This window comes from Micromonospora siamensis, assembly GCF_900090305.1.
Taxonomy (GTDB): domain Bacteria; phylum Actinomycetota; class Actinomycetes; order Mycobacteriales; family Micromonosporaceae; genus Micromonospora; species Micromonospora siamensis.
In genome coordinates this window covers 248,330-268,067 of the sequence record NZ_LT607751.1, presented here as the reverse complement: position 1 = coordinate 268,067, position 19,738 = coordinate 248,330, and the positions used below count along the sequence as shown (strand labels likewise).

Here is a 19,738-nt window from a genome sequence, read left to right as displayed (position 1 = left end):
CCGTCGCAGTACGCCCGGTCATGCCAGTTCCTCCCGGATCCTGATCCGGCTCGCCACCAGGCGCGGGTCGCGCAGTTCGGCGGCCGGCTCCCGGGTACGGCGCCAGTCGGTCAGCGCGGTGCGGATCACCATGCGCGCCGGCCGGTCCGGGTCGACGTACCGGAAGATGAACGAGGTGGTCACGATGGCGAGGGCGATCTCCCAGGCGGGGAAGAGCTCGACGGTCATCGTGAACAGCCAGTGGATGAACACGTAGAGGGGTACGAGCAGCATGAACAGGCCGTACTGGGCGTACGGCAGGTGGACGGGCAGGGTGTAGCCGGGCGGCCCGAGGTAGACCAGGCGGGCCCGGTAGATGTCGTCGTCGGTGCGTAGCCGCATCTGTTGCCCGCGCCTACTCGAAGATCAGGTCGATCAGGTAGTCGCCGACGAAGAACAGGGTTGCCGCGCCGGCGATGAAGGCGAGGCCCACGATGGCGATCGCCGAGCTGGTGAGCACCTTGGAGATCTCGCCGCGGCTGGCCCGGCCGATGAAGATGACGCCGAGCACCGCGAGCAGGATCGGTGCGATCTTGCTGGCGAAGAAGGAGACGACACCGTTGGTGTCGATGCCCTTCGGCGCCGGTTCGGCGAGCGGGGTCGACGCCAGGGTGTGCAGCAGTTGGGTGACACCGGACGACGCCGTCTCCACGAAGTCGATGGCGATCACTGGAAACCTCCCCATGTCGCGGCCCGAGGGAGCCGCGGTGGTGCAGTTGGGCGAACCTGGCGGGACCGTCTCTCTGTGCACAGCGCCGCTGACGCTGCGTCTGTCACCCCGCCACGGACGGTGGCGAGATTCGGGGGGATTCGTCCCGCTTGGGCCCTCCCTCCAGCCATCGCCCTCCCGTTGCTGGGCCATTCCAAAGCGTACGGGCCGCCCTCCTTTGCGACAACCCGCGAAGAGTCGACCCGATCCACCCCGGACGACCGATCGTACACCTGTTCTAATGCCCACGTCAGGGGCGTGCCGGCCGGCGGCCACCCGGGACGGCGAGCGCCCAGCTCACGCCCGGTACCGTGCAGTCGTGACCGATCTGGTACGGGCGACGACCCCGGTGGTGATGGGCGTCCTCAACGTCACGCCCGACTCCTTCTCCGACGGCGGCCGGTACGCCGACCTCGACGCCGCCGTCGCACACGGGGTGCGACTGCGCGCCGAGGGAGCCGGGCTGGTCGACGTCGGGGGCGAGTCCACCCGGCCCGGCGCAGACCGGGTCGACGCGGAGACCGAGGCCGCCCGGGTGCTGCCGGTGATCCGCGAGCTGCGCGCCGCCGGGGTGCCGGTCAGCATCGACACCAGCCGGGCCCGGGTGGCCGAGGCGGCCCTCGCCGCCGGCGCGGACGTGGTCAACGACGTCTCCGGCGGCCTCGCCGACCCCGACATGGCCCGGGTGGTCCGGGACGCCGGCTGCCCCTGGGTGCTGATGCACTGGCGGGGACACTCCCGTGGCATGCGCGAGCTGGCCAGCTACACCGACGTGGTCGCCGACGTCCGCGACGAGCTGGCGCAGCGGGTCGACGAGGCGCTGCGGGCCGGCGTGTCCGCCGACCGGATCATCGTCGACCCCGGGCTGGGCTTCGCCAAGACCGCCGCGCACAACTGGGAACTCAGCGCCCGCCTGCCGGAGCTGCTGACCCTCGGCTTCCCGCTGCTCTTCGGCGCCAGCCGCAAGTCCTACCTGGGCCGGCTGCTGGCCGGCCCGGACGGCGAACCCCGCCCCACCGCCGGCCGGGAGACGGCCACCGCCGCCACCAGCCTGCTCGCCGTCGCCGCCGGCGCCTGGGGGGTACGCGTGCACGACGTACGCGGCACCGTCGACGCGCTCGCCGTCTGGGCCGCCACCGGCCGCCCCCGGCTGGTCGCCGACCCGCAACGGTCCGGCCGGCGAGAAGAAGGAGAAGGAACCCGATGACCGACCGGATCGAACTGACCGGCCTGCGCGCCCGTGGCCGGCACGGCGTCTACGACTTCGAACGCGCCAACGGGCAGGAGTTCGTCGTCGACACGGTGCTCGAACTCGACCTGGCCCCGGCGGCCCGCTCCGACCGGGTGACCGACACCGTGCACTACGGCGAGCTGGCCGAGCGGCTGGTCGCGGTGGTCACCGGCGAGCCGGTCGACCTGATCGAGACCCTCGCCGACCGGCTGCTCGCGGTCTGCCTGGCCGAGCCCCTGGTCAGCGCGGCGACGGTGACCGTGCACAAGCCGGAGGCCCCGATCCCGCACACCTTCGCCGACGTGGCCGTCACGATGCGGCGTACCCGGTGACCCGGGCCGTGCTGTCGATCGGCAGCAACCTGGGCGACCGGCTGGCCCACCTCCGCTCGGCGGTGGCCGGCCTGGGCGACGCCGTGCTGCTGGTCTCGGGCGTCTACGAGACTCCACCGTGGGGGGACGCCGACCAGCCCGCGTACCTCAACGCCGCGGTGATGGTCGCGGACCCGGCGGCGGCCCCGCGGGACTGGCTGGAGCGGGCCCGGGCCGCCGAGGCGGCGGCCGGGCGGACCCGCGAACCCGGACGCCGGTTCGGGCCCCGCACCCTCGACGTTGACGTCATCGCCGTCTGGGACGACGCGGGTGAGCCGGTGCGCAGCGACGACCCCGAGCTGACCCTGCCGCACCCCCGCGCCCACCTGCGGGCCTTCGTGCTGCGGCCGTGGATCGACATCGAGCCGCACGGCCGGCTCGCCGGGCACGGCTGGCTCACCGACCTGCTCAACGCCGAGCCACTCGCCTCCGACGCCCTGGAACTGCGTCCCCGGCCCGATCTGGCGTTAGAGTCGGACGCATGACCCACTGGAGCCGGCCGGCATGACCCAGGCGCAGTCCCCGCGCGGGGGCGACCCCGACCGTTTCCGGATGGGCCCCACCCGCATCTCGACCCTGGTGGTCGCGGCGCTCGCCGCCGCGGCCCTGGCCTGGCTGCTGGTCAGCGGCTTCTACTACGAGGCCGTGCCGAGCCTGCCCTGGCTGCCGGTGGTCACCCTGGCCGCCCTGGCGCTGCTCGAGGCGTACGCGGCGATCAATACCCGGGGGCGGATCGAGCGCAAGCCCGGCCGCGACCCGGTGAACCCGCTGCTGGTGGCCCGGTTCGTCGTGCTGGCGAAGGCGTCGGCGCTGGCCGGGGCGATCTTCCTCGGCTTCTACGCCGGGGTCACCGGGTGGCTCTTCCTGGAGGACACCAACGCCGCCATCGGGGACCGGCCGGCCGCCGGCGCCGGACTGCTCGCCTCGCTGGCGCTGGTCGCCGCCGCCCTGTGGCTGGAACGCTCCTGCCGGGTGCCGGAGCAGGAGGACGACGAGGACCGGACCCCCGGCGACCGGGAGAACCGCCCAGGCTACCGCTGATCAAGGGGTTACGCGGGGGCGTCGGCGCAGGTACCGTGCCTGGCGACCGAGAGCAACGGCCGCCCCCGGTCCACCCGGGGTGGGCGGCCGGCCACCGCGGGAGGCGCGCGTCATGGGGTACGACGAACCGGGCCGGAGCACCACGGCGGAGCCGTCCTCCGGGGTGCCCGCAGCCGTGCTGGAGAACGTCTTCGACGACCCCACCCACGGCGAGCCAGGCCGGGACCGGGTCGGCGTGCACGTGGTCTGGGAGCTGCTCCTCCTGATCGGGCTGGTCGTCCTCGCCATGCTGCTCTGGCAGCGGGACCCCGCCGCGCTGCGCGGCACGGGGCTGCGCACCCTGCTGGTCGACATGGTCGCGCTCGGCCTGCTCACCCTCGCCGCCGGGCTGAGCCTGCGGACCGCCGCGGTGAACCTGGCGGTCGGTCCGGTCGCGGTCGCCGCGGCGCTGCACTTCGCCGAGCAGGGCGACCGGGGGGTGGCCGTCGCCGCCGTCCCGGCCCTGCTGGTCGCCGCGCTGGGCGGCCTCGTGCTGGCGCTCGCCGTGGTGGTGCTGCACGTGCCCGGCTGGGCGGCGAGCCTGGCCGGCGCGGCCGGCGTGATCGTGTACATCGAGCGGCGTGCCGCGCCGGTCCTGGTGCAGGGGGAGTACGAGCCTCGCCGCACCGCCTGGTACCTCTTCGCCGGCTTCGCCGCCGCCGCCGTCCTCGGTGGCCTGTTCGGGGCGATCAGGGCGGTCCGCCGGCTGGTCGGACGGTTCCGTCCGGTCGCCGACCCGGCCCGTCGGCGCGGCGTTCTGGCCGCCTTCGTGGCCGGGGGCGCGCTGGTCGGCTCCACCGTGCTGGCCGTGCTGGCCGGCATCCTGATCGCGGCGAACGGCTCCGGCCCGGTGACGCCGACCTCCGGACTGGACTGGACGGTGCTGGCCGTCGGCGTGGCGATGCTCGCCGGCACCAGCGCGTACGGCCGGCGGGGCGGCATCTTCGGCACCCTGCTCGCCGTCTGCCTGGTCGCGGTCTTCCTGTCCTGGTCGTCGGCCCAGGACTGGACGATCAGCCGGTGGGCGACCGGCGGGGTCGCCCTCGCCGGTGGCCTGGTGGTGACCCGGCTGGTGGAGGCGTTCGGGCGGCCGCGGTCAAACCGCGAGGAGAGCACCGAGCCGACCCCCACCGGCGACGGCACCATCAGCTCCGGCTGGACGCTTCCCCGGCCGACCCCGGTCGAGAGTTGGCCGCCGGTGATGCCCACCCAACCCACCGAGCCGCCCGCCCAGTGGGAGGGCCCGCGCTGGGAACCCGGGCCGAGCCGCTGGGACACCGGTGACCGCTGAAGGCCCGGCCCGCCGCGTCCGGCGCGCCGGAGGTGATCTCGCCGGTTAGGCTCGGCGGCATGACCGACACACCTGCCACCGGCACCCACGGGCGTTCCTTCGAGGAGCTCGACGCGCTTCCCACGGAGGAGCTGCGGGAGCGGGCGTTCGCCCTGGCCCGGGAGCGCCGCGACGTCGGCTTCTTCTGGTCGGTGCTGCGGCACCTGCCGAACGCGGACGAGGCCGCCGCCCTGGACGGCGCCCCGAACTCGGTCGGCCCGACCATCGACGAGGCGTCGGCGCTGTGGCGCGAGCTGACCGGGCACGGGTACGAGGAGTCGGCGCCGCTGCTGCGGGCCGCCTTCATCGACTACCTGATGAAGCACTGAGCGGGCGCGTACCCCGGTGACCGGGTCGGGCACCCGCCGGACGCCGCGTTCCGGCGCGGGCTCCGCCGCCCGCCGTTCCGGCCGGAGCCGGTCCGGCGCGTCCGGTGCGGCGCGCCGCGGCACGGGCGGGTCGCGGTCCAGGTTTGCCCGGGGCGGCGGCCCGGGAACTCAGCGCCGCATGGCCCTCACCAACCGTCCCCGGACCGTCAGCGGGTACGGCACCGCGGCCGGCACCGGCACCGCCGCCGTGCTCATCCTGGTCGCCGTCTGCGGCAGCCCCTGGTACGTCGGCTGGGCGGCGGTGCACACCGACCCGAACGGCGCCGGCGGCTGGTTCCTGCGCCTGCTCGCCTGGCCGGCCTGGCGGTTCGGGGTGGGGGACTCCGCCGACGGGATCTCCGGCACCGACCTGCGGGCGGTGCTGCTGGTGGCGCTGGCCGCCGCGCTGCTCTACCTGCTGCCCGCCTCCCAGGCGGCCCGGGTGCCCGGCTCGCTGAGCCAGTTCCTCACCGGCTGGTCGGCGTACGTGCTGGCCGCCGCCCTGGCCGCGCTCCTCGCCACCCTGCTCGGCACTGACGCGTCCCTGCTGGTCAGCTTCCAGTCGGCCGGCACCGGCGCCACGTACGGCTTCTTCGCCGGCTGGATCGTCGGTCTGGCCAGCCTGGGCGGCCGGGCCTGAGCCCGGCCGCTCTCGTCGTACCGCCGCTCAGACCTCGGGCCGGCCGAGGGCGAGCACCCGCTGTCGGCTGAGCACCCCGACCGGTCGGTCGTCCTCGGTGACCAGGGCGTGGTCGGTGGCCGAGGTGAGCATCACCGCCAGCGCGTCGTACGCGGAGCTGCCCAGTGCGACCGTCGGCAGGTCGGCGGCGTCCGCCGGCACCGGCTCCAGCCCGTCCCGGGTCACGGGGGTGACCGCCAGCCGCCGGATGCCCCGGTCGGCGCCGACGAACTCGCGGACGAACGGCGAGGCGGGCGACCCGAGCAGGGCCGCCGGGGTGTCGTACTGCTCGAGCCGGCCGCCCTCGGAGAGCACCGCGATCCGGTCACCCAGCCGGACCGCCTCGTCCAGGTCGTGGGTGACCAGCACGATCGTCTTGCGGACCTCGGCCTGGAGTCGCAGGAACTCCTCCTGCAAGCGGGTCCGCACGATCGGGTCGACGGCCGAGAACGGCTCGTCCATCAGCAGCACCACCGGGTCGGCGGCGAGCGCCCGGGCCACCCCGACCCGCTGGCGCTGGCCACCGGAGAGCTCGTGCGGGTAGCGGCGACCGAACTGCGCCGGGTCCAGACCCACCAGCTCCAGCAGCTCGCCGACCCGCTGGCGGGTGCGCTCCTTCGACCAGCCGAGCAGCCCGGGTACGGTGGCGACGTTCGCGCTGACCGTCTGGTGTGGAAAGAGGCCGACGTTCTGGATGACGTACCCGATCCGGCGGCGCAGCCGGACCGGGTCGACCTGGGTGACGTCGTCGTCGCCGAGCAGGATCCGGCCGCCGGTCGGCTCGATCAACCTGTTGATCATCCGCAGCACGGTCGACTTGCCGCAACCCGACGGGCCGATCAGCACCACCAGCTCGCCGGGCTTGACCTCCAGGCTCAGCTCGCGCACCGCCTCGGTGCCGTCCGGGTAGCGCTTGCGGATGCCGTCGAGGGTGATCGAGGCCGCGCTGTGCCCGGCGTCGTCGGGGGTCCCCGGGGTAACGTCCACGTGTGTCCTTCCACCTGAGTTACCGGGCCGAGCCGGGCAACCCGTGGTTCTCCTGGCAGTACGTGCGGGACAACTCTGACACGATCCTCGCCGCCCTGCGCGAACACGCCTCGCTGACCGCCCGCGCCGTGCTGATCGCCGCCGTGGTGGCGCTGCCGCTCGCGGTGGCCGCGTACTGGTTCCGGTCGCTGTCCGGGCCGATCCTGGCCGTCACCGGCGTGCTCTACACGATCCCGTCGCTGGCCCTGTTCGCGTTCCTGGCGCCCTATCTCGGCATCGGTGCGATCACGGTGCTCAGCGTGGTGGTCCTCTACGCGCTGCTGGTGATCGTCCGCAACGCGCTGGCCGGGCTGGGCCAGGTGCCGCCGGAGATCCGTGAGGCCGCCGAGGGCATGGGTTACGGCCGTTGGGGCCGGCTGTTCCGGGTGGAACTGCCGCTCGCGCTGCCCGGCATCCTCACCGGCGTACGACTGGCGACCGTCTCCACCGTCGCCCTGGTCACCGTCGGGGTGGTGGTCGGCCGGGGCGGCCTGGGTCAGCTGATCTTCGCCGGCTTCCAGAACAACTTCTACCGGGCGCAGATCATGACCGGCACGGTGCTCTGCGTCCTGCTGGCCCTGGTGCTGGACCTGCTGCTCGCCGGCGTGGGCCGGCTGCTCACCCCCTGGCTGCGGTCCCGGTGACCGGGCCCCGGCGGAGCCCCGCGGTCGAGAACGGAGGGCCGGCACGGTGAACCCCATCGAGCAGGCGGTGGTCTGGCTCAACGATCCGCTGAACTGGACCAACCCGGGCGGGATCCTGGACCGGCTGGGCGAGCACCTGAGCTTGTCGGTGGCGGCGGTGCTGCTGGGGTGCCTGGTGGCCTGGCCGCTGGGGCTCTGGCTCGGGCACACCGGGCGTGGCGGCGGGCTGGTGTTGCTGATTTCGAACGTCACCCTCGCCATCCCGACGCTGGCCCTGTTGACGATCCTGCCGCTGACCTTCCTCGGGTTCGGCCAGCCCGCGGTGGTGGTGGCGTTGGCGGTGTTCGCGGTGCCGCCGCTGCTGGCCAACGCGTACACGGGGGTGCGGCAGGTGGACCTGGAGGCCCGGGACGCGGCGCGGGGCATGGGGCTCTCCGGCGGTCAGGTGCTGCGCCGGGTCGAGTTGCCGCTCGCGGTGCCGTACCTCGCCGCGGGCTTCCGTACCGCCACCGTGCAGGTGATCGCCACGGCCGCGCTGGCGTCGTTCGTCGACGGCGGTGGCCTCGGGCAGATCATCCGCGCCGGGTTCGGGCTGGACATCGCGGCCGGTGGTGGCCAGATCATCGCCGGCGGGGTGCTGGTGGCCGGGCTGGCGGTCCTTGCCGAGCTGCTGCTGGCGGTGGTCGAGCGGCAGGTGACCCCCGGCCCGCTGCGCCCGGCCCGGCGTCGGGCCAACCGTCGGGCGGCGGACGCGACCGCCGGCGGCTGACCCGGATCGGTCATCCGCTGGCGTGGCGGTGACGATCCGGTGACAAAGAACGCCTCAGGTTGTCGGTGCCGTGCGGAAGATGTTGGGTGGAGACGCGGGCGTCGCAGCAGGGCGCGCCCGTCGGACACGCGGCCGGCCCGAACGGGCCGCGCCGGGACACGGAAGGCGGGCTTGATGCGCGCACGTACTCGACTGGCCGTCGGCGCCGCCGGCGTCCTCACCGCGGCCGGTCTGCTGACCGGTTGTGGCGGAGCCGGCTCGTCCGGCACCGACGCCCCTGACAAGGGTGCCTCCGGTGCGGGCTGCGCGCCGGAGAAGGGTGACCAGCTGGTCGTCCTGGCCGACGACAAGAAGCTGCAGAACACCGACAACATCATCCCGGCGATCAACGCGGACGCGGCCAAGCCGGAGCTGATCGCGGCGCTGGACAAGGTCTCCGCGGCGCTCGACACTCCGAAGCTGATCGAGCTCAACAAGACCGTCGACGTCGACCGCAAGAGCCCGCAGGTGGCCGCGTCCGACTTCGCCTCGGCCAACAAGGTGACCGAGGGCATCGCGAAGGGCCCGGGCGGCCAGATCGTGGTCGGGGCGGGCAACTTCAGTGAGAGCCAGACCCTGGCCGAGCTCTACAAGATCGCCCTCACCGCCGCCGGTTACCAGGTCAAGGTGCAGACGATCGGTAACCGGGAGCTCTACGAGCCGGCCCTGGAGAAGGGCGAGGTCCAGGTCGTCCCCGAGTACGCCGCCACCATGGCCGAGTTCCTCAACACCAAGGCCAACGGCAAGGACGCCCAGCCCGTCTCGTCGCCGGAGCTGGACAAGACCGTCGCCGCCCTCAAGGCGCAGGGCGACAAGGTCGGCATCACCTTCGGCGCCCCGGCCGCCGCGCAGGACCAGAACGCCTTCGCGGTCACCAAGGCCTTCGCCGACAAGTACGGCGTCAAGACCCTCTCCGAGCTGGCCAGCAAGTGCTCCGGCAGTGCGACGGTGCTCGCCGGACCGCCGGAGTGCCCGCAGCGGCCGAAGTGCCAGGCCGGCCTGGTCGAGGTCTACGACTTCAAGTCCGGCTCGTTCAGCTCGCTGGACGCCGGTGGCCCGCAGACCAAGAACGCCCTGAAGCAGGGGAGGGCCAGCGTCGGCCTGGTGTTCTCCTCCGACGCCGCGCTCGCCGGCAGCTGATCCGTTCCGGCCTCCCGCCGTCGGTCCCCGGGCCAACGGCGGGAGGCCGCACCCTTTCGCCGCCCCCGCCGTCCGTAACCCGAGACGGCGGGGACGGCGTGCGTCGTTCCAGGCTGGCGCGGCCACGCCCGACCTGCGGCATCCCGCCCTTTCCCGAGCCGGTGATGCCCGCCTGCTGCGTCCCGCCCTTTCACCCCCGATGGTCCGGCTTACGGCAGGGCGGCCTGTCTGCGCTCAGAGGGTCACGGCCTGCCGATCGGGGTGCATTGTCGCGGTGAGGCATGTCGCCGTCGGGTGCCATCCTGCGGGGGCTGGTCCCCTTTCCGGTGCCTGTCGACCTGATGGCGCATGTCCAGCGCAGATCTTGGACACTTACCGTTCGCCACGAACAGAAACCGTCCAAGATCCGAAACGCCCGCGCGGGGTGTACCCGAAAAGAAGCGCAACCGACGGACGGCGGCCGACCGTGGCGGGCTCGGGGGCGAGCGTCCCCGGCGCAGGGATCAAGCCTGACCGCCCGGAGCCGGGGACGATCGCCCCCGAGCCCCCAACAGCGACCAGGGAAAGTCGCTGATCAAGCACGGCCACGACCGCTGTCAGGCCCGACCGACCCGTTCCCTGCCGGAGCGAGTCTCGGTAGGCTGCACACCCATGCCAGCCCCGGTTGCCCCCGCCGACAGGCGCAGTTCCTCGCTGCTGACCGTGCTCTTCTGGATCGGTGTGGCGTTCGCGCCGGTCGCGGCCCTGATACTGCTCTTCGCCGACGGGAACGGCCTGCTGCGCTTCGGCGCGGTTCTCGCCGTGCTGGCCGCGGTGCTGATCGGACTGTCCATCGCGCTGCGCGGCGACGGTGGCGGTGGGGCCGCCGCCGAGGAGTTGCGCGACGAGCTGGAGCAGCTTCGCCGGGAGTTGCGCGCCGAGATCGTGGCCGCCGCCCAGCGCGGCAACCAGGCACTCGACCAGGCGCAGCGGGCGCAGGACGGAACCGCGGCGCTGCGCGCCCGGATGGACGCGGTCGCGGTGGCCGTGGCCGGTGCCGTCGGACCGGTGACCCCGGAAGCGCCGGGCACGGGCCGGGCCCGTGTCTCGGCACCCGATGCCGACGAGACCGTCGGCCGCAATCACCGCACCAGCCCGGACGGCGCCGAGCACCGCAGCACCCAGGGCAGCGCCGATCACTGGACCCAGGACGGCACCACCCAGGGCAGCGCCGGTCACCGCACCCAGGACGGGGCCGCCCGCCGCGCCTCCCACGACGCCTCCAACCACGACGCCGCCGGCCACGGCCGCCGGGCCCAGGACGACGCCGACGGCGGGCGAGGACAGCAGTCCGCGCGTACGGACGGCCGGGCCGGCTGGGGGCGGGCCGCCGTGGCGCGGGACGACGAGCCGGAGGGGTCCGGTCGAGCCACGGCCGCCGCGCCCGAATCCGATCATTCCGCCGTCGGGTACGGCGCGGCGTACGTCGCCGGCGGCTACGGCTCGGAACAGTCCGGCGGCACGTACGGCGGCCGGCCGGGGGCGACCACCGCGAGCGCGCGGGTACCGGAGCCGGAGCAGCCCGGCCGGCCGAGCGTCTACCGACACACCGAGACGGTGCACGTCACCCGGCACACCGTGGTGGACGGCGGCGATCCGGGCAGCGGTCGGTACGGCGAGGGCTGGTCCGTGCCGGCCAACGGCGACCGTCCCTGGGCGGGGTACGGGCCGGCGCAGCCGGCGGACCGGTCCCGGGACGACCGTGGCTGGGTGGCTCCGGAGGCTGGCCGGGACGACCGGGGGCGGGGCGACGACGACGGCTGGCGGGGCTACGCCGGGGACCGGGGGCACGCGGCCCGGCCCGACACCGACCGGGGCCGGGAGGCGCCGGACGAGCTTCGCGGTCGGGAGGCGCCCGCCGCTTCGAGCCGAGCCTGGGCGGAGCCGGCCCAGAACTCGGGTTGGGCGGTGCCGGATCCCACCTGGGAGGCGCGGCGCGACCCCCGTGGCCGGTACCCGGAGGGTGGCCGGGACACCGCGGGCGTAGACGCGGCGGCCCGGGGTTCGGCCGGTCGACCGCCGGAGCGGGCCTGGACGCCCTCGGCGCCCGAGGACGACCGGGCGGGTGACCCGGCCGACGGCGCGTACTGGTCGGCGATGAGCAGTGGGGACATCTGGGCCGAGGTGCGCGAGGACGAGCGGGGCCGCGAGCTGCGGGTGGGCGAGCGCCGGGCCGAGGTGCACGCCGACGGCGGCGGCTACCGGGTACGGGACCGCTGGGCGTCGGTCCGCCGCGAGCACGACGAGTCGGCGCGCGGGTACGACCGGCCGGAGTCCGACGACCGCCCGGCGCTGCCGGTCGGCGGGGTGCCCGTGCCGCAGGAATGGCGTACCCCCGCGCAGTGGACCGGCCCGGAGCGACAGTGGGACACGACCGGCCCGGAGCGGCCCGGGCAGTGGGGCGCGACCGGCCCGGAGCGGCCCGGGCAGTGGGGCGCGGCCGAGCCGGAGCCGGAGACGCACGGCCGGCGTCAGCGGGCCGACGAGGAACGCTACGGCTACCCGCCGCGCGACGACGTCCCCCGGGCCGGGGGCGCCCGGGCCGCCGACCGCTGGCGCTGACCGCGGGCGGAGGCGCCGGCCGGACGCCGCTACTTGTCGATGTCGCCGACCACGAAGAACATCGAGCCGAGGATGGCGATCAGGTCCGGCACCAGGCAGCCGGGGAGCAGGGTGGCCAGGGCCTGCACGTTCGCGTACGAGGCGGTGCGCAGCTTGAGCCGCCACGGGGTCTTCTCGCCCCGGGACACCAGGTAGTAGCCGTTGATGCCGAGCGGGTTCTCGGTCCAGGCGTAGGTGTGCCCCTCGGGCGCCTTGAGCACCTTGGGCAGTCGGGTGTTGACCGGACCGGTGAGCTGGTCGACCCGATGCAGGCACTGCTCGGCGAGGTCCAGTGAGGCGTACACCTGGTCGAGCAGCACCTCGAAGCGGGCGTGGCAGTCCCCGGCGGTCTTGGTGACCACGGGGACGTCCAGCTCCCCGTACGCCAGGTAGGGCTCGTCGCGGCGCAGGTCCAGGTCGAGGCCGGAGGCGCGGGCGACCGGCCCGGAGGCGCCGAACGCGGCGGCGTCGGCGGCCGACAGCACGCCGACCCCGACGGTGCGGGCCAGGAAGATCTCGTTGCGGCGGATCAGGTTGTCCAGGTCGGGCATCCGCCGGCGGACCTCGCCGATGGCGGCGCGGGCCCGGCCGGTCCAGCCGGCCGGCACCTCCTCCTTGAGGCCGCCGACCCGGTTGAACATGTAGTGGATCCGGCCGCCGGAGACCTCCTCCATCACCGCCTGGAGGGTCTCCCGCTCGCGGAAGGCGTAGAAGACCGGGGTGATCGCGCCGATCTCCAGCGGGTAGGAGCCGAGGAACATCAGGTGGTTGAGCACCCGGTTCAGTTCGGCGAGGGCCATCCGCAGCCAGGTGGCCCGCTCGGGCACCTCCATGCCCATCAGCCGTTCCACGGCGAGCACGACGCCCAGCTCGTTGGAGAACGCGGACAGCCAGTCGTGCCGGTTGGCGAGCACGATGATCTGCCGGTAGTCGCGCACCTCGAAGAGCTTCTCCGCGCCCCGGTGCATGTAGCCGACGATCGGCTCGGCGGAGACCACCCGCTCCCCGTCGAGGACCAGCTTGAGCCGGAGCACGCCGTGCGTGGAGGGGTGCTGGGGGCCGATGTTGAGCACCATGTCGGCGCCGACCCGCTCGTCGGGGGTGCCGGCGACCAGCCCGGCCCCGGTGCCGACGGTCAGCTCGCGGAGGTCCCCGGCGTCCGTGGTCATGCCCGCCATCGTGCCATGACGGGCAGCGCGCCGATGCCGACCGGTTGCAGCAGCCACCGGTGCCCGCCGAGCCCGGCCGGGTCGGTCAGCTCGCCGACCGTCGACGCGGCGGCCAGCGCCCGCACGTACCCGGCCGGGTCGCGGCCGGCCATGGTGATCGGTGGTCGCCGCCCGTCGGCCCCGAGCGCCCGCAGCGCCTCCCGCTGGAAGACCAGGGAGTACGCACACCGGGCGACCCGCTCACCGGCGGAGGCGACCGAGTCCATGGCGACGTGCGCGGTCACGTCGCACGACCCGTCCGGCACCGCCGCCACCTGCCGCCCGCCCCGATACCCGGTCAACGTCCCGCCCAGCGGCCGGGAATCCCGCAGGTGCCCGTAGTCCACGGCCACTGCAAGCCCGCGCTCCACCCTCCCGACCGCCCGAGCCCACTCCTCGTCCCGCCTCCTGCCGATCTCGGCTCGCCCCCCAATCGCGTTGATCAAGGAGTTCGCGTCCGATTCAGCCGCCTCCGCAGACCCGAACTCCCTGATCGACGAGTTGGGTGGTGGGGCGGGCCACCAGTGGTCCAGCCAGGCCTGGTCGAGGGGGTTCACGGGTGGGCCCAGGGACTCGGTGCCGGTCGTCGGGTCGACCAGGAGGTAGCGCCATCCGTCGTCGGTGTGGGCGGCCAGGTCCAGGGGGACGTTGTCCAGCCATTCGGTGGTGATCAGGAGACCGGTGATCCGGTCGGGGAGGTCGGGCAGCCAGTCGATCTCGGGTGGGAGGTCGTCGGGGCGGGGGGCCCTCTCGACGGCGACGAGGCGTACCCGATCGGCCAGCGGAACCCCGACGGCCGCTGCGGGCTCGGAGGAGCACGAGGGCCCGACGGCGCCGAGGATGCCCCGCAGCAGTTCCCCCCGCCCCGCCCCCACGTCGACCACCGAGAGCACCGGGGGATGACCGAGCGCCGAGTCGAGCTCGGCGAGCAGCCGCAGGACGCACGCGGTGAGGACTCCAGTGGCGTGGGCGGTGGTGCGGAAGTGGGCGGCCGGCCCGGCGCCGGCGACGAAGAAGCCGTCCGGCCCGTAGAGCGCCCGGTCCATGGCGACCCGCCAGGGCAGCGGGCCGGGGGTGCCGTTATCGTCCGCTGCGCCCCGTTCCGTCACAGGCGGCACTGTAACCGGGAAGCGCTGTTCCCGCCGCCGCACGGGCCGGTCCGGCCGACCGGTGAAGGTTTTCACACACCCTTGTTTCGGCTCCGTAACCGCAGCGCATACTTGCGATCGACCGGTACCCCCTCAAGGACTGGATCGTTGCCATGAGCGCACCGCTGCGCCCGCGTCCGACCACCCCGCACGGGGTCGTCGCGGCCTCGGGCGGCGCCCCCTCCGGCGCCCCGCTCGTCTTCCCCCGCACCCTCACCGTCGGCGTGATCGGCGGCGGCCGGGTCGGTGCCGTGCTGGGTTCGGCGCTCGTCGCCGCCGGTCACCGGGTGGTGGCCGCGTCGGGCGTCTCGGGCGCCGCGAAGGCCCGGATCGCCCTGCTGCTCCCCGGCACCCGCAACCGCTCCGCCACCTCCGTGGCCCGCGCCGCCACCGATCTGCTGATCATCGCCGTTCCGGACGACGCGCTGGCCACCGTGGTGGCCGGACTGGCCGAGACCGGAGCGCTGCGCCCCGGCCAGGTGGTCGCGCACACCTCCGGCGCGCACGGGCTGGCCGTGCTCGCCCCGGCCGCCGCGGTGGGTGCCCGCCCGCTGGCCCTGCACCCCGCGATGACCTTCACCGGTACGCCGGACGACCTGTCCCGCCTGCCCGGCATCTCGTACGGGGTGACCGCCCCGGCGGAGCTGCGCGCGTTCGCCGCCCGGCTGGTGGCCGACCTGGGTGGGGTGCCCGAGTGGGTGGGGGACGCGGACCGGCCGCTCTATCACGCGGCCCTGGCGCACGGGGCGAACCACCTGGTCACCCTGGTCAACGAGGCGGCCGACCGGCTGCGCGACGCCGGGGTGGACCGGCCGGAGAAGGTGCTCGCCCCGCTGCTGCGGGCGGCGCTGGAGAACGCGCTGTCCCTCGGCGACGACGCGCTGACCGGCCCGGTGTCCCGGGGCGACGCCGGCACCGTACGCCGGCACCTGGAGCGGCTGTCGGAGACCGCGCCGGAATCCGTGGCCCCCTACCTGGCGTTGGCCCGACGGACGGCGGACCGGGCGATCGCCGCGGGCCGGCTGCGGCCGGTGGACGCGGAGTCGCTGCTGGACGCGCTCGCAGGCATGGAGGTTGCAGCGTGAGCGCGAGGAGTGAGCCGGTCCTGCGAGCCCCGCAGTCGCGAACGGAAGGGGGCAGCGTGAGCGCGAGGAGTGAGCCGGTCCTGCGAGCCCCGCAGTCGCGAACGGAAGGTGACTCCGCATGACGGATCTGGTGCACAGCCGGGAGGATCTGGCGAAGGCGCGGGCCGGGCTGACCGGCACCGTCGGCGTGGTGATGACCATGGGCGCGCTGCACGCCGGGCACGAGACGCTGCTGCGGGCCGCCCGGGAGCAGGCCGACCACGTCGTCGTGACGATCTTCGTCAACCCGCTCCAGTTCGGCCCGAACGAGGACTTCGACCGGTATCCGCGCACCCTGGAGTCGGACCTGGAGATCTGCCGCCGGGCCGGCGCGGACCTGGTCTTCGCTCCGTCGGTGGCCGACATGTACCCGAACGGGCAGCCGACCGTCCGGCTGCACCCGGGCCCGCTGGGCGAGGACCTGGAGGGGTTGAGCCGACCCGGCTTCTTCCACGGGGTGCTCACCGTGGTCATGAAGCTGCTCCAGCTCACCCGGCCCGACCTGGCGTTCTTCGGGGAGAAGGACTACCAGCAGCTGACCCTGGTCCGGCGGATGGTCCGCGACCTGGACGTGCCGACCCGGATCGTGGGGGTGCCGACGGTGCGCGAGCCGGACGGGCTGGCGCTCTCCAGCCGCAACCGCTACCTGTCGGCGGCCGAGCGGCAGGTCGCGCTGACCCTCTCCGCCGCCCTGCGGGCCGGTGCGTCGGCTGCCGCGCGGGGGGACGACGCCGGCGCGGTGCTGGCCGCCGCCCACCGGGCCTTCGACTCGGGTACGCCCGGCGCCCGCCTGGACTACCTGGTGCTCACCGACGCCGACCTGGAACCGGGTCCGGTCGCCGGGCCGGCGCGGCTGCTGGTCGCCGCCTGGGTCGGCGACACCCGGCTGATCGACAACATCGGGCTCGAACTCGCCCCGCACGCCTGACCACCCACCACCACTTCCCCGCTGAGAGGCATCCCGATGTTCCGCACCATGCTCAAGTCGAAGATCCACCGGGCCACGGTGACCCAGGCCGACCTGCACTACGTCGGCTCGGTGACCGTGGACCAGGACCTGCTCGACGCGGCCGACCTGCTCCCCGGCGAGCAGGTGGCGATCGTGGACGTCACCAACGGGGCGCGGCTGGAGACGTACGTGATCCCGGGCGTACGCGGCAGCGGCGTGATCGGCATCAACGGTGCTGCGGCGCACCTGGTGCACCCCGGTGACCTGGTCATCCTCATCTCGTACGGGCAGATGGACGACGCCGAGGCCCGCTCGTACCAGCCTCGGGTGGTGCACGTCGACGCCGACAACCGGATCGTCGAGTTGAACGCCGACCCGGCCACCGCCGCCCCGGACACCGCAGGCGACCCGATCGTCAACCCCTTCGCCGCCGTCGGCTGAGCTTGCAGGAGGGGCGCCGTGGTGCCTCGCGCCCCGAATCCGGTCTGTCACCGGAAGGTCATTTCCGGTTACCCTGGAGTCGCCGTCGGGTGACGGTCGCTGGCTGGGGGAGGCCGCGATGCGCCGTGCGATCGGATCACTGGCCACGGTGATCGCCTCGGTCCTGCTGGCCGGCTGCGCCGCCGCCAGCGGCCTCGACGGCGACCTGACCGACGACTGGGCTGCCCTGCCGGCGGCGGCGCCGTTCACCCCGGCCGCCGGGGTCTGCCAGGTGGCCGACTTCACCGACACCGTCACCCTGGCCGGCTACCGGCCGGTGGACTGTGCCGTGCCGCACCGGGTGGAGACCGTGCACGTCGGGACGTTCCCCGCCGCCCGGCCGGCCCCACCCGCCAACGGCTCCGCGGAGCTGCGTGGCGCGTTCGCCGAGTGCGACACCAGGGCCTCCGGATACGTGGGCGACGACTGGCGGGCCGGCCGGCTCCGCCTCGCGGTGGCGCTGCCCTCCCGGCCCGGCTGGACGGCGGGTTCCCGCTGGTACCGCTGTGACCTGACCGAGCTGAGCACGGTGGAGGCGTCGGCGACCGTGCTGGTCCGCACCGGCAGCCTGCGTGGCGCCCTGAAGGGGGCCTCGCCGCTGCGGTTGGGCTGCCAGCAGGCCCGGGCCACCGGTGGCCGGGTGGAGCGGCTGTCGCCGGTGCCGTGCGGCACCCGGCACGACGCCGAGTTCGTCGGGGTGTGGCGGGCGCCGGACCGTCCGTACCCGGTCCGGCAGGGGGACTGGCTGCCGTTCTACGCCGGCTGCAACACCGCCCTGGCGCGCTACGCCGGAGTGCCGGACGACGTGCAGCTGCGGATCCGCAGCGCGGTGGTGGTCCGGCCGCCGGGGCCGGGCCGCTGGGCGGTGGGCGACCGAGGGGTCCGCTGCTATCTCTGGCTCAGCGACCGTACGGTCATCACCTCGCTCAAGGGCGCCGGGCCGGCCGGCCTGCCGTTGCGGACGAGGTAGCCGAAACCACTCGTCCCGCCCCCGCCGCCCGTGGTGAGGGGCGTTCGGGTTGACTGTGGGCATGGACCTGTCGAGCGTCGAGCTGCCCGAACTGCCGAGGCTGCTGGCCGCGCCCGCGCCGGGCTGGGTGGAGACCACCGACGTGATCGTGGTCGGTTCCGGCGTCGCCGGGCTCACCGCCGCGCTGCACCTGCGCGAGGCCGGGCTGCACGTCACCGTGGTCACCAAGGTCAACATCGATGACGGGTCGACCCGCTGGGCGCAGGGCGGCATCGCCGCGGTGCTCGACCCGGCGGACAGCCCGGCCGCGCACGCGTACGACACGGAGGTGGCCGGGGTCGGGCTCTGCGACCCGGCGGCGGTGCGGGCGCTGGTGGAGGAGGGCCCGAGCCGGCTGCGCGAGTTGATGCGGGTCGGCGCCGAGTTCGACCGCAACCCGGACGGCTCGCTGATGCTGACCCGGGAGGGCGGCCACCGGGCCGACCGGATCGTGCACGCCGGCGGCGACGCCACCGGGGCGGAGGTGCAGCGGGCGCTGCACGCGGCCGTCCGCCGGGACCCGTGGATCCGGCTGGTGGAGCACGCCCTGGTGCTGGACCTGCTGCGGGCCCCGGGTGACGGCCCGGACGGGCTCGGCCCGGCCTGCGGGATCACCCTGCACGTGCTCGGCGAGGGCAGCGAGGACGGCGTCGGCGCGCTGCTGGCCCGGGCGGTGGTGCTCGCCACCGGCGGGATGGGGCAGGTCTTCGCGGCGACCACCAATCCGGCGGTCTCCACAGGCGACGGGGTGGCGTTGGCGATGCGGGCCGGCGCGGTGGTGACCGATGTGGAGTTCGTCCAGTTCCACCCGACGGCGCTGATCGTGCCGGAGGCGTCCCGGGTGCCGGGCGCGGGCCTGGCCCAGCAGCCGCTGGTCTCCGAGGCGCTGCGCGGTGAGGGCGCCCACCTGGTCGACGGCGACGGCAAGCGGTTCATGGTGGGCCAGCACGAGCTGGCCGAGTTAGCCCCCCGGGACGTGGTGGCCAAGGGCATCCACCGGGTGCTGCTGGCCACCGGCGCGGACCACGTCTTCCTGGACGCTCGGCACCTCGGCGGCGACTTCCTGGCCGGGCGGTTCCCCACCATCGTGGCGTCCTGCCTGGCCATCGGGGTCGATCCGGCCACCGATCTGATCCCGGTCGCGCCGGCCGCGCACTACGCCTCCGGCGGGGTCCGCACCGACCTGCACGGCCGGACCTCCATCCCCGGCCTGTACGCCTGCGGCGAGGTCGCCTGCACCGGCGTGCACGGCGCGAACCGGCTGGCCAGCAACTCGCTGCTGGAAGGGCTGGTCTTCTCCCGCCGGATCGCCGACGACATCGCCGCCGGGCTTCCCGAGCAGGCGAAGCCGGCGGAGACCGGGGCCTGGGTCGGCGGCGCCGGCTGGGTGGTGCCGGCCGCCGGCACTGCGGCCCTGCAACGGGCGATGACCCGGGGCGCGGGGGTGCTCCGGTCGGCGGAGACGCTGGCCGCGACGGCCGCCACGCTGACCGGGGTCGGTGCGGCGCGGGGCACTTCGCGGACCGCCGACTGGGAGGCCACGAACCTGATCACCGTGGCTTCGGCCCTGGTAGCGGCCGCGTACGCGCGCCGGGAGACCCGGGGTTGCCACTGGCGGGAGGACTTCCCGGCGGCCGACGAGCGGTGGCTGGGCCACCTCGTCGAGGGGGTCGGGGCGCAGGGCCGGATGACGCAGCATTGGGAGGGACCCCGGTGAGTGCGAGGAGTGAGCCGGTTTTGCGAGCCCCGCAGTCA

The 19,738-nt window shown here is 74.5% G+C and carries 21 protein-coding genes; 16 read left to right on the top strand and 5 right to left on the bottom strand.

The features are described from left to right. Nucleotides 1-18: 18 nt before the first annotated feature. Nucleotides 19-381, bottom strand: coding sequence for a hypothetical protein (locus GA0074704_RS01235; RefSeq protein ID WP_088968787.1), 363 nt, complete (start codon nucleotides 379-381; stop codon nucleotides 19-21). Between the two features lie 13 nt (nucleotides 382-394). Then, nucleotides 395-709, bottom strand: coding sequence for a hypothetical protein (locus GA0074704_RS01230; protein WP_088968786.1), 315 nt, complete (start codon nucleotides 707-709; stop codon nucleotides 395-397). 358 nt (nucleotides 710-1,067) lie between these two features. On the opposite strand from GA0074704_RS01230, the gene folP reads away from it, so the two are divergent. From folP to GA0074704_RS01195, 7 genes are all read left to right on the top strand, one after another. Beyond that, the gene (gene folP, locus GA0074704_RS01225) at nucleotides 1,068-1,955 is read left to right on the top strand and encodes a dihydropteroate synthase (protein WP_172880328.1); all 888 of its coding nucleotides are present in this window, start codon (nucleotides 1,068-1,070) and stop codon (nucleotides 1,953-1,955) included. Then, entirely contained in the window at nucleotides 1,952-2,311 is a 360-nt protein-coding gene (gene folB, locus GA0074704_RS01220; RefSeq protein WP_088968784.1) for a dihydroneopterin aldolase, read from the top strand. The genes folP and folB overlap by 4 nt, the downstream gene beginning before the upstream one ends. Beyond that, nucleotides 2,308-2,835: a 2-amino-4-hydroxy-6-hydroxymethyldihydropteridine diphosphokinase gene (folK, locus tag GA0074704_RS01215; protein ID WP_088968783.1), complete on the top strand. Its 528-nt coding sequence runs from the start codon at nucleotides 2,308-2,310 to the stop codon at nucleotides 2,833-2,835. Before folB ends, folK begins: the two co-directional genes overlap by 4 nt. 67 nt (nucleotides 2,836-2,902) lie before the next feature. After that, nucleotides 2,903-3,391 carry a DUF3180 domain-containing protein gene (locus GA0074704_RS01210; protein WP_172880325.1) on the top strand — a complete coding sequence of 163 codons (489 nt, stop codon included), beginning with the start codon at nucleotides 2,903-2,905 and terminating at the stop codon, nucleotides 3,389-3,391. 112 nt (nucleotides 3,392-3,503) lie between these two features. Beyond that, entirely contained in the window at nucleotides 3,504-4,721 is a 1,218-nt protein-coding gene (locus GA0074704_RS01205) for an ABC transporter permease (protein ID WP_088968781.1), read from the top strand. A gap of 59 nt (nucleotides 4,722-4,780) precedes the next feature. After that, nucleotides 4,781-5,089: a hypothetical protein gene (locus tag GA0074704_RS01200; protein ID WP_088968780.1), complete on the top strand. Its 309-nt coding sequence runs from the start codon at nucleotides 4,781-4,783 to the stop codon at nucleotides 5,087-5,089. A 178-nt stretch (nucleotides 5,090-5,267) separates the two neighbouring features. Further along, entirely contained in the window at nucleotides 5,268-5,768 is a 501-nt protein-coding gene (locus GA0074704_RS01195) for a hypothetical protein (RefSeq protein ID WP_088968779.1), read from the top strand. A 27-nt stretch (nucleotides 5,769-5,795) separates the two neighbouring features. Here the strand turns inward: GA0074704_RS01195 and GA0074704_RS01190 are convergent, their stop codons facing one another. Further along, nucleotides 5,796-6,794, bottom strand: a complete 999-nt coding sequence (locus tag GA0074704_RS01190; RefSeq protein WP_088968778.1) for an ABC transporter ATP-binding protein — start codon at nucleotides 6,792-6,794, stop codon at nucleotides 5,796-5,798. A 2-nt stretch (nucleotides 6,795-6,796) separates the two neighbouring features. On the opposite strand from GA0074704_RS01190, the gene GA0074704_RS01185 reads away from it, so the two are divergent. The 4 genes from GA0074704_RS01185 to GA0074704_RS01170 all read left to right on the top strand — a co-directional run bounded on the left by GA0074704_RS01185 (nucleotide 6,797) and on the right by GA0074704_RS01170 (nucleotide 12,026). Beyond that, nucleotides 6,797-7,477 carry an ABC transporter permease gene (locus tag GA0074704_RS01185; protein ID WP_088968777.1) on the top strand — a complete coding sequence of 227 codons (681 nt, stop codon included), beginning with the start codon at nucleotides 6,797-6,799 and terminating at the stop codon, nucleotides 7,475-7,477. Between the two features lie 46 nt (nucleotides 7,478-7,523). Beyond that, on the top strand, nucleotides 7,524-8,246 hold the full coding sequence (locus tag GA0074704_RS01180) for an ABC transporter permease (protein WP_088968776.1): 723 nt from the start codon (nucleotides 7,524-7,526) through the stop codon (nucleotides 8,244-8,246). A gap of 174 nt (nucleotides 8,247-8,420) precedes the next feature. After that, nucleotides 8,421-9,425 carry a glycine betaine ABC transporter substrate-binding protein gene (locus GA0074704_RS01175; protein ID WP_088968775.1) on the top strand — a complete coding sequence of 335 codons (1,005 nt, stop codon included), beginning with the start codon at nucleotides 8,421-8,423 and terminating at the stop codon, nucleotides 9,423-9,425. 651 nt (nucleotides 9,426-10,076) lie between these two features. Beyond that, the gene (locus tag GA0074704_RS01170; protein WP_157743568.1) at nucleotides 10,077-12,026 is read left to right on the top strand and encodes a hypothetical protein; all 1,950 of its coding nucleotides are present in this window, start codon (nucleotides 10,077-10,079) and stop codon (nucleotides 12,024-12,026) included. 29 nt (nucleotides 12,027-12,055) lie between these two features. Here the strand turns inward: GA0074704_RS01170 and GA0074704_RS01165 are convergent, their stop codons facing one another. Both GA0074704_RS01165 and GA0074704_RS01160 read right to left on the bottom strand, forming a co-directional pair. After that, nucleotides 12,056-13,243 (bottom strand): NADH-quinone oxidoreductase subunit D, encoded by a 1,188-nt coding sequence (locus tag GA0074704_RS01165; RefSeq protein ID WP_172880322.1) that lies wholly within the window; start codon nucleotides 13,241-13,243, stop codon nucleotides 12,056-12,058. Then, complete coding sequence (locus GA0074704_RS01160; RefSeq protein WP_088968773.1) at nucleotides 13,231-14,319, bottom strand: SAM-dependent methyltransferase; 1,089 nt, start codon at nucleotides 14,317-14,319, stop codon at nucleotides 13,231-13,233. Before GA0074704_RS01160 ends, GA0074704_RS01165 begins: the two co-directional genes overlap by 13 nt. Before the next feature lie 215 nt (nucleotides 14,320-14,534). Here GA0074704_RS01160 and GA0074704_RS01155 point away from each other — a divergent pair, with 215 nt between their 5' ends. The 5 genes from GA0074704_RS01155 to GA0074704_RS01135 all read left to right on the top strand — a co-directional run bounded on the left by GA0074704_RS01155 (nucleotide 14,535) and on the right by GA0074704_RS01135 (nucleotide 19,700). Then, complete coding sequence (locus tag GA0074704_RS01155) at nucleotides 14,535-15,506, top strand: Rossmann-like and DUF2520 domain-containing protein (protein ID WP_088968772.1); 972 nt, start codon at nucleotides 14,535-14,537, stop codon at nucleotides 15,504-15,506. Between the two features lie 118 nt (nucleotides 15,507-15,624). Continuing rightward, the gene (gene panC, locus GA0074704_RS01150; RefSeq protein ID WP_088968771.1) at nucleotides 15,625-16,473 is read left to right on the top strand and encodes a pantoate--beta-alanine ligase; all 849 of its coding nucleotides are present in this window, start codon (nucleotides 15,625-15,627) and stop codon (nucleotides 16,471-16,473) included. 36 nt (nucleotides 16,474-16,509) lie between these two features. After that, nucleotides 16,510-16,935, top strand: coding sequence for an aspartate 1-decarboxylase (gene panD / locus GA0074704_RS01145; protein ID WP_088968770.1), 426 nt, complete (start codon nucleotides 16,510-16,512; stop codon nucleotides 16,933-16,935). 118 nt (nucleotides 16,936-17,053) lie between these two features. Further along, nucleotides 17,054-17,944 (top strand): septum formation family protein, encoded by an 891-nt coding sequence (locus tag GA0074704_RS01140; RefSeq protein WP_088968769.1) that lies wholly within the window; start codon nucleotides 17,054-17,056, stop codon nucleotides 17,942-17,944. 61 nt (nucleotides 17,945-18,005) lie between these two features. Beyond that, entirely contained in the window at nucleotides 18,006-19,700 is a 1,695-nt protein-coding gene (locus tag GA0074704_RS01135) for an L-aspartate oxidase (protein ID WP_088968768.1), read from the top strand. Nucleotides 19,701-19,738 lie beyond the last annotated feature (38 nt).

Coding starts and splice junctions, on each gene's coding strand:
- GA0074704_RS01235 (WP_088968787.1), bottom strand. CDS start 381: ATGCGGCTACGCACCGACGACGACATCTACCGGGCCCGCCTGGTCTAC.
- folB (WP_088968784.1), top strand. CDS start 1,952: ATGACCGACCGGATCGAACTGACCGGCCTGCGCGCCCGTGGCCGGCAC.
- GA0074704_RS01210 (WP_172880325.1), top strand. CDS start 2,903: ATGGGCCCCACCCGCATCTCGACCCTGGTGGTCGCGGCGCTCGCCGCC.
- GA0074704_RS01205 (WP_088968781.1), top strand. CDS start 3,504: ATGGGGTACGACGAACCGGGCCGGAGCACCACGGCGGAGCCGTCCTCC.
- GA0074704_RS01200 (WP_088968780.1), top strand. CDS start 4,781: ATGACCGACACACCTGCCACCGGCACCCACGGGCGTTCCTTCGAGGAG.
- GA0074704_RS01195 (WP_088968779.1), top strand. CDS start 5,268: ATGGCCCTCACCAACCGTCCCCGGACCGTCAGCGGGTACGGCACCGCG.
- GA0074704_RS01175 (WP_088968775.1), top strand. CDS start 8,421: ATGCGCGCACGTACTCGACTGGCCGTCGGCGCCGCCGGCGTCCTCACC.
- GA0074704_RS01170 (WP_157743568.1), top strand. CDS start 10,077: ATGCCAGCCCCGGTTGCCCCCGCCGACAGGCGCAGTTCCTCGCTGCTG.
- GA0074704_RS01165 (WP_172880322.1), bottom strand. CDS start 13,243: ATGGCGGGCATGACCACGGACGCCGGGGACCTCCGCGAGCTGACCGTC.
- GA0074704_RS01160 (WP_088968773.1), bottom strand. CDS start 14,319: ATGGACCGGGCGCTCTACGGGCCGGACGGCTTCTTCGTCGCCGGCGCC.
- GA0074704_RS01155 (WP_088968772.1), top strand. CDS start 14,535: ATGAGCGCACCGCTGCGCCCGCGTCCGACCACCCCGCACGGGGTCGTC.
- panC (WP_088968771.1), top strand. CDS start 15,625: ATGACGGATCTGGTGCACAGCCGGGAGGATCTGGCGAAGGCGCGGGCC.
- panD (WP_088968770.1), top strand. CDS start 16,510: ATGTTCCGCACCATGCTCAAGTCGAAGATCCACCGGGCCACGGTGACC.
- GA0074704_RS01140 (WP_088968769.1), top strand. CDS start 17,054: ATGCGCCGTGCGATCGGATCACTGGCCACGGTGATCGCCTCGGTCCTG.
- GA0074704_RS01135 (WP_088968768.1), top strand. CDS start 18,006: ATGGACCTGTCGAGCGTCGAGCTGCCCGAACTGCCGAGGCTGCTGGCC.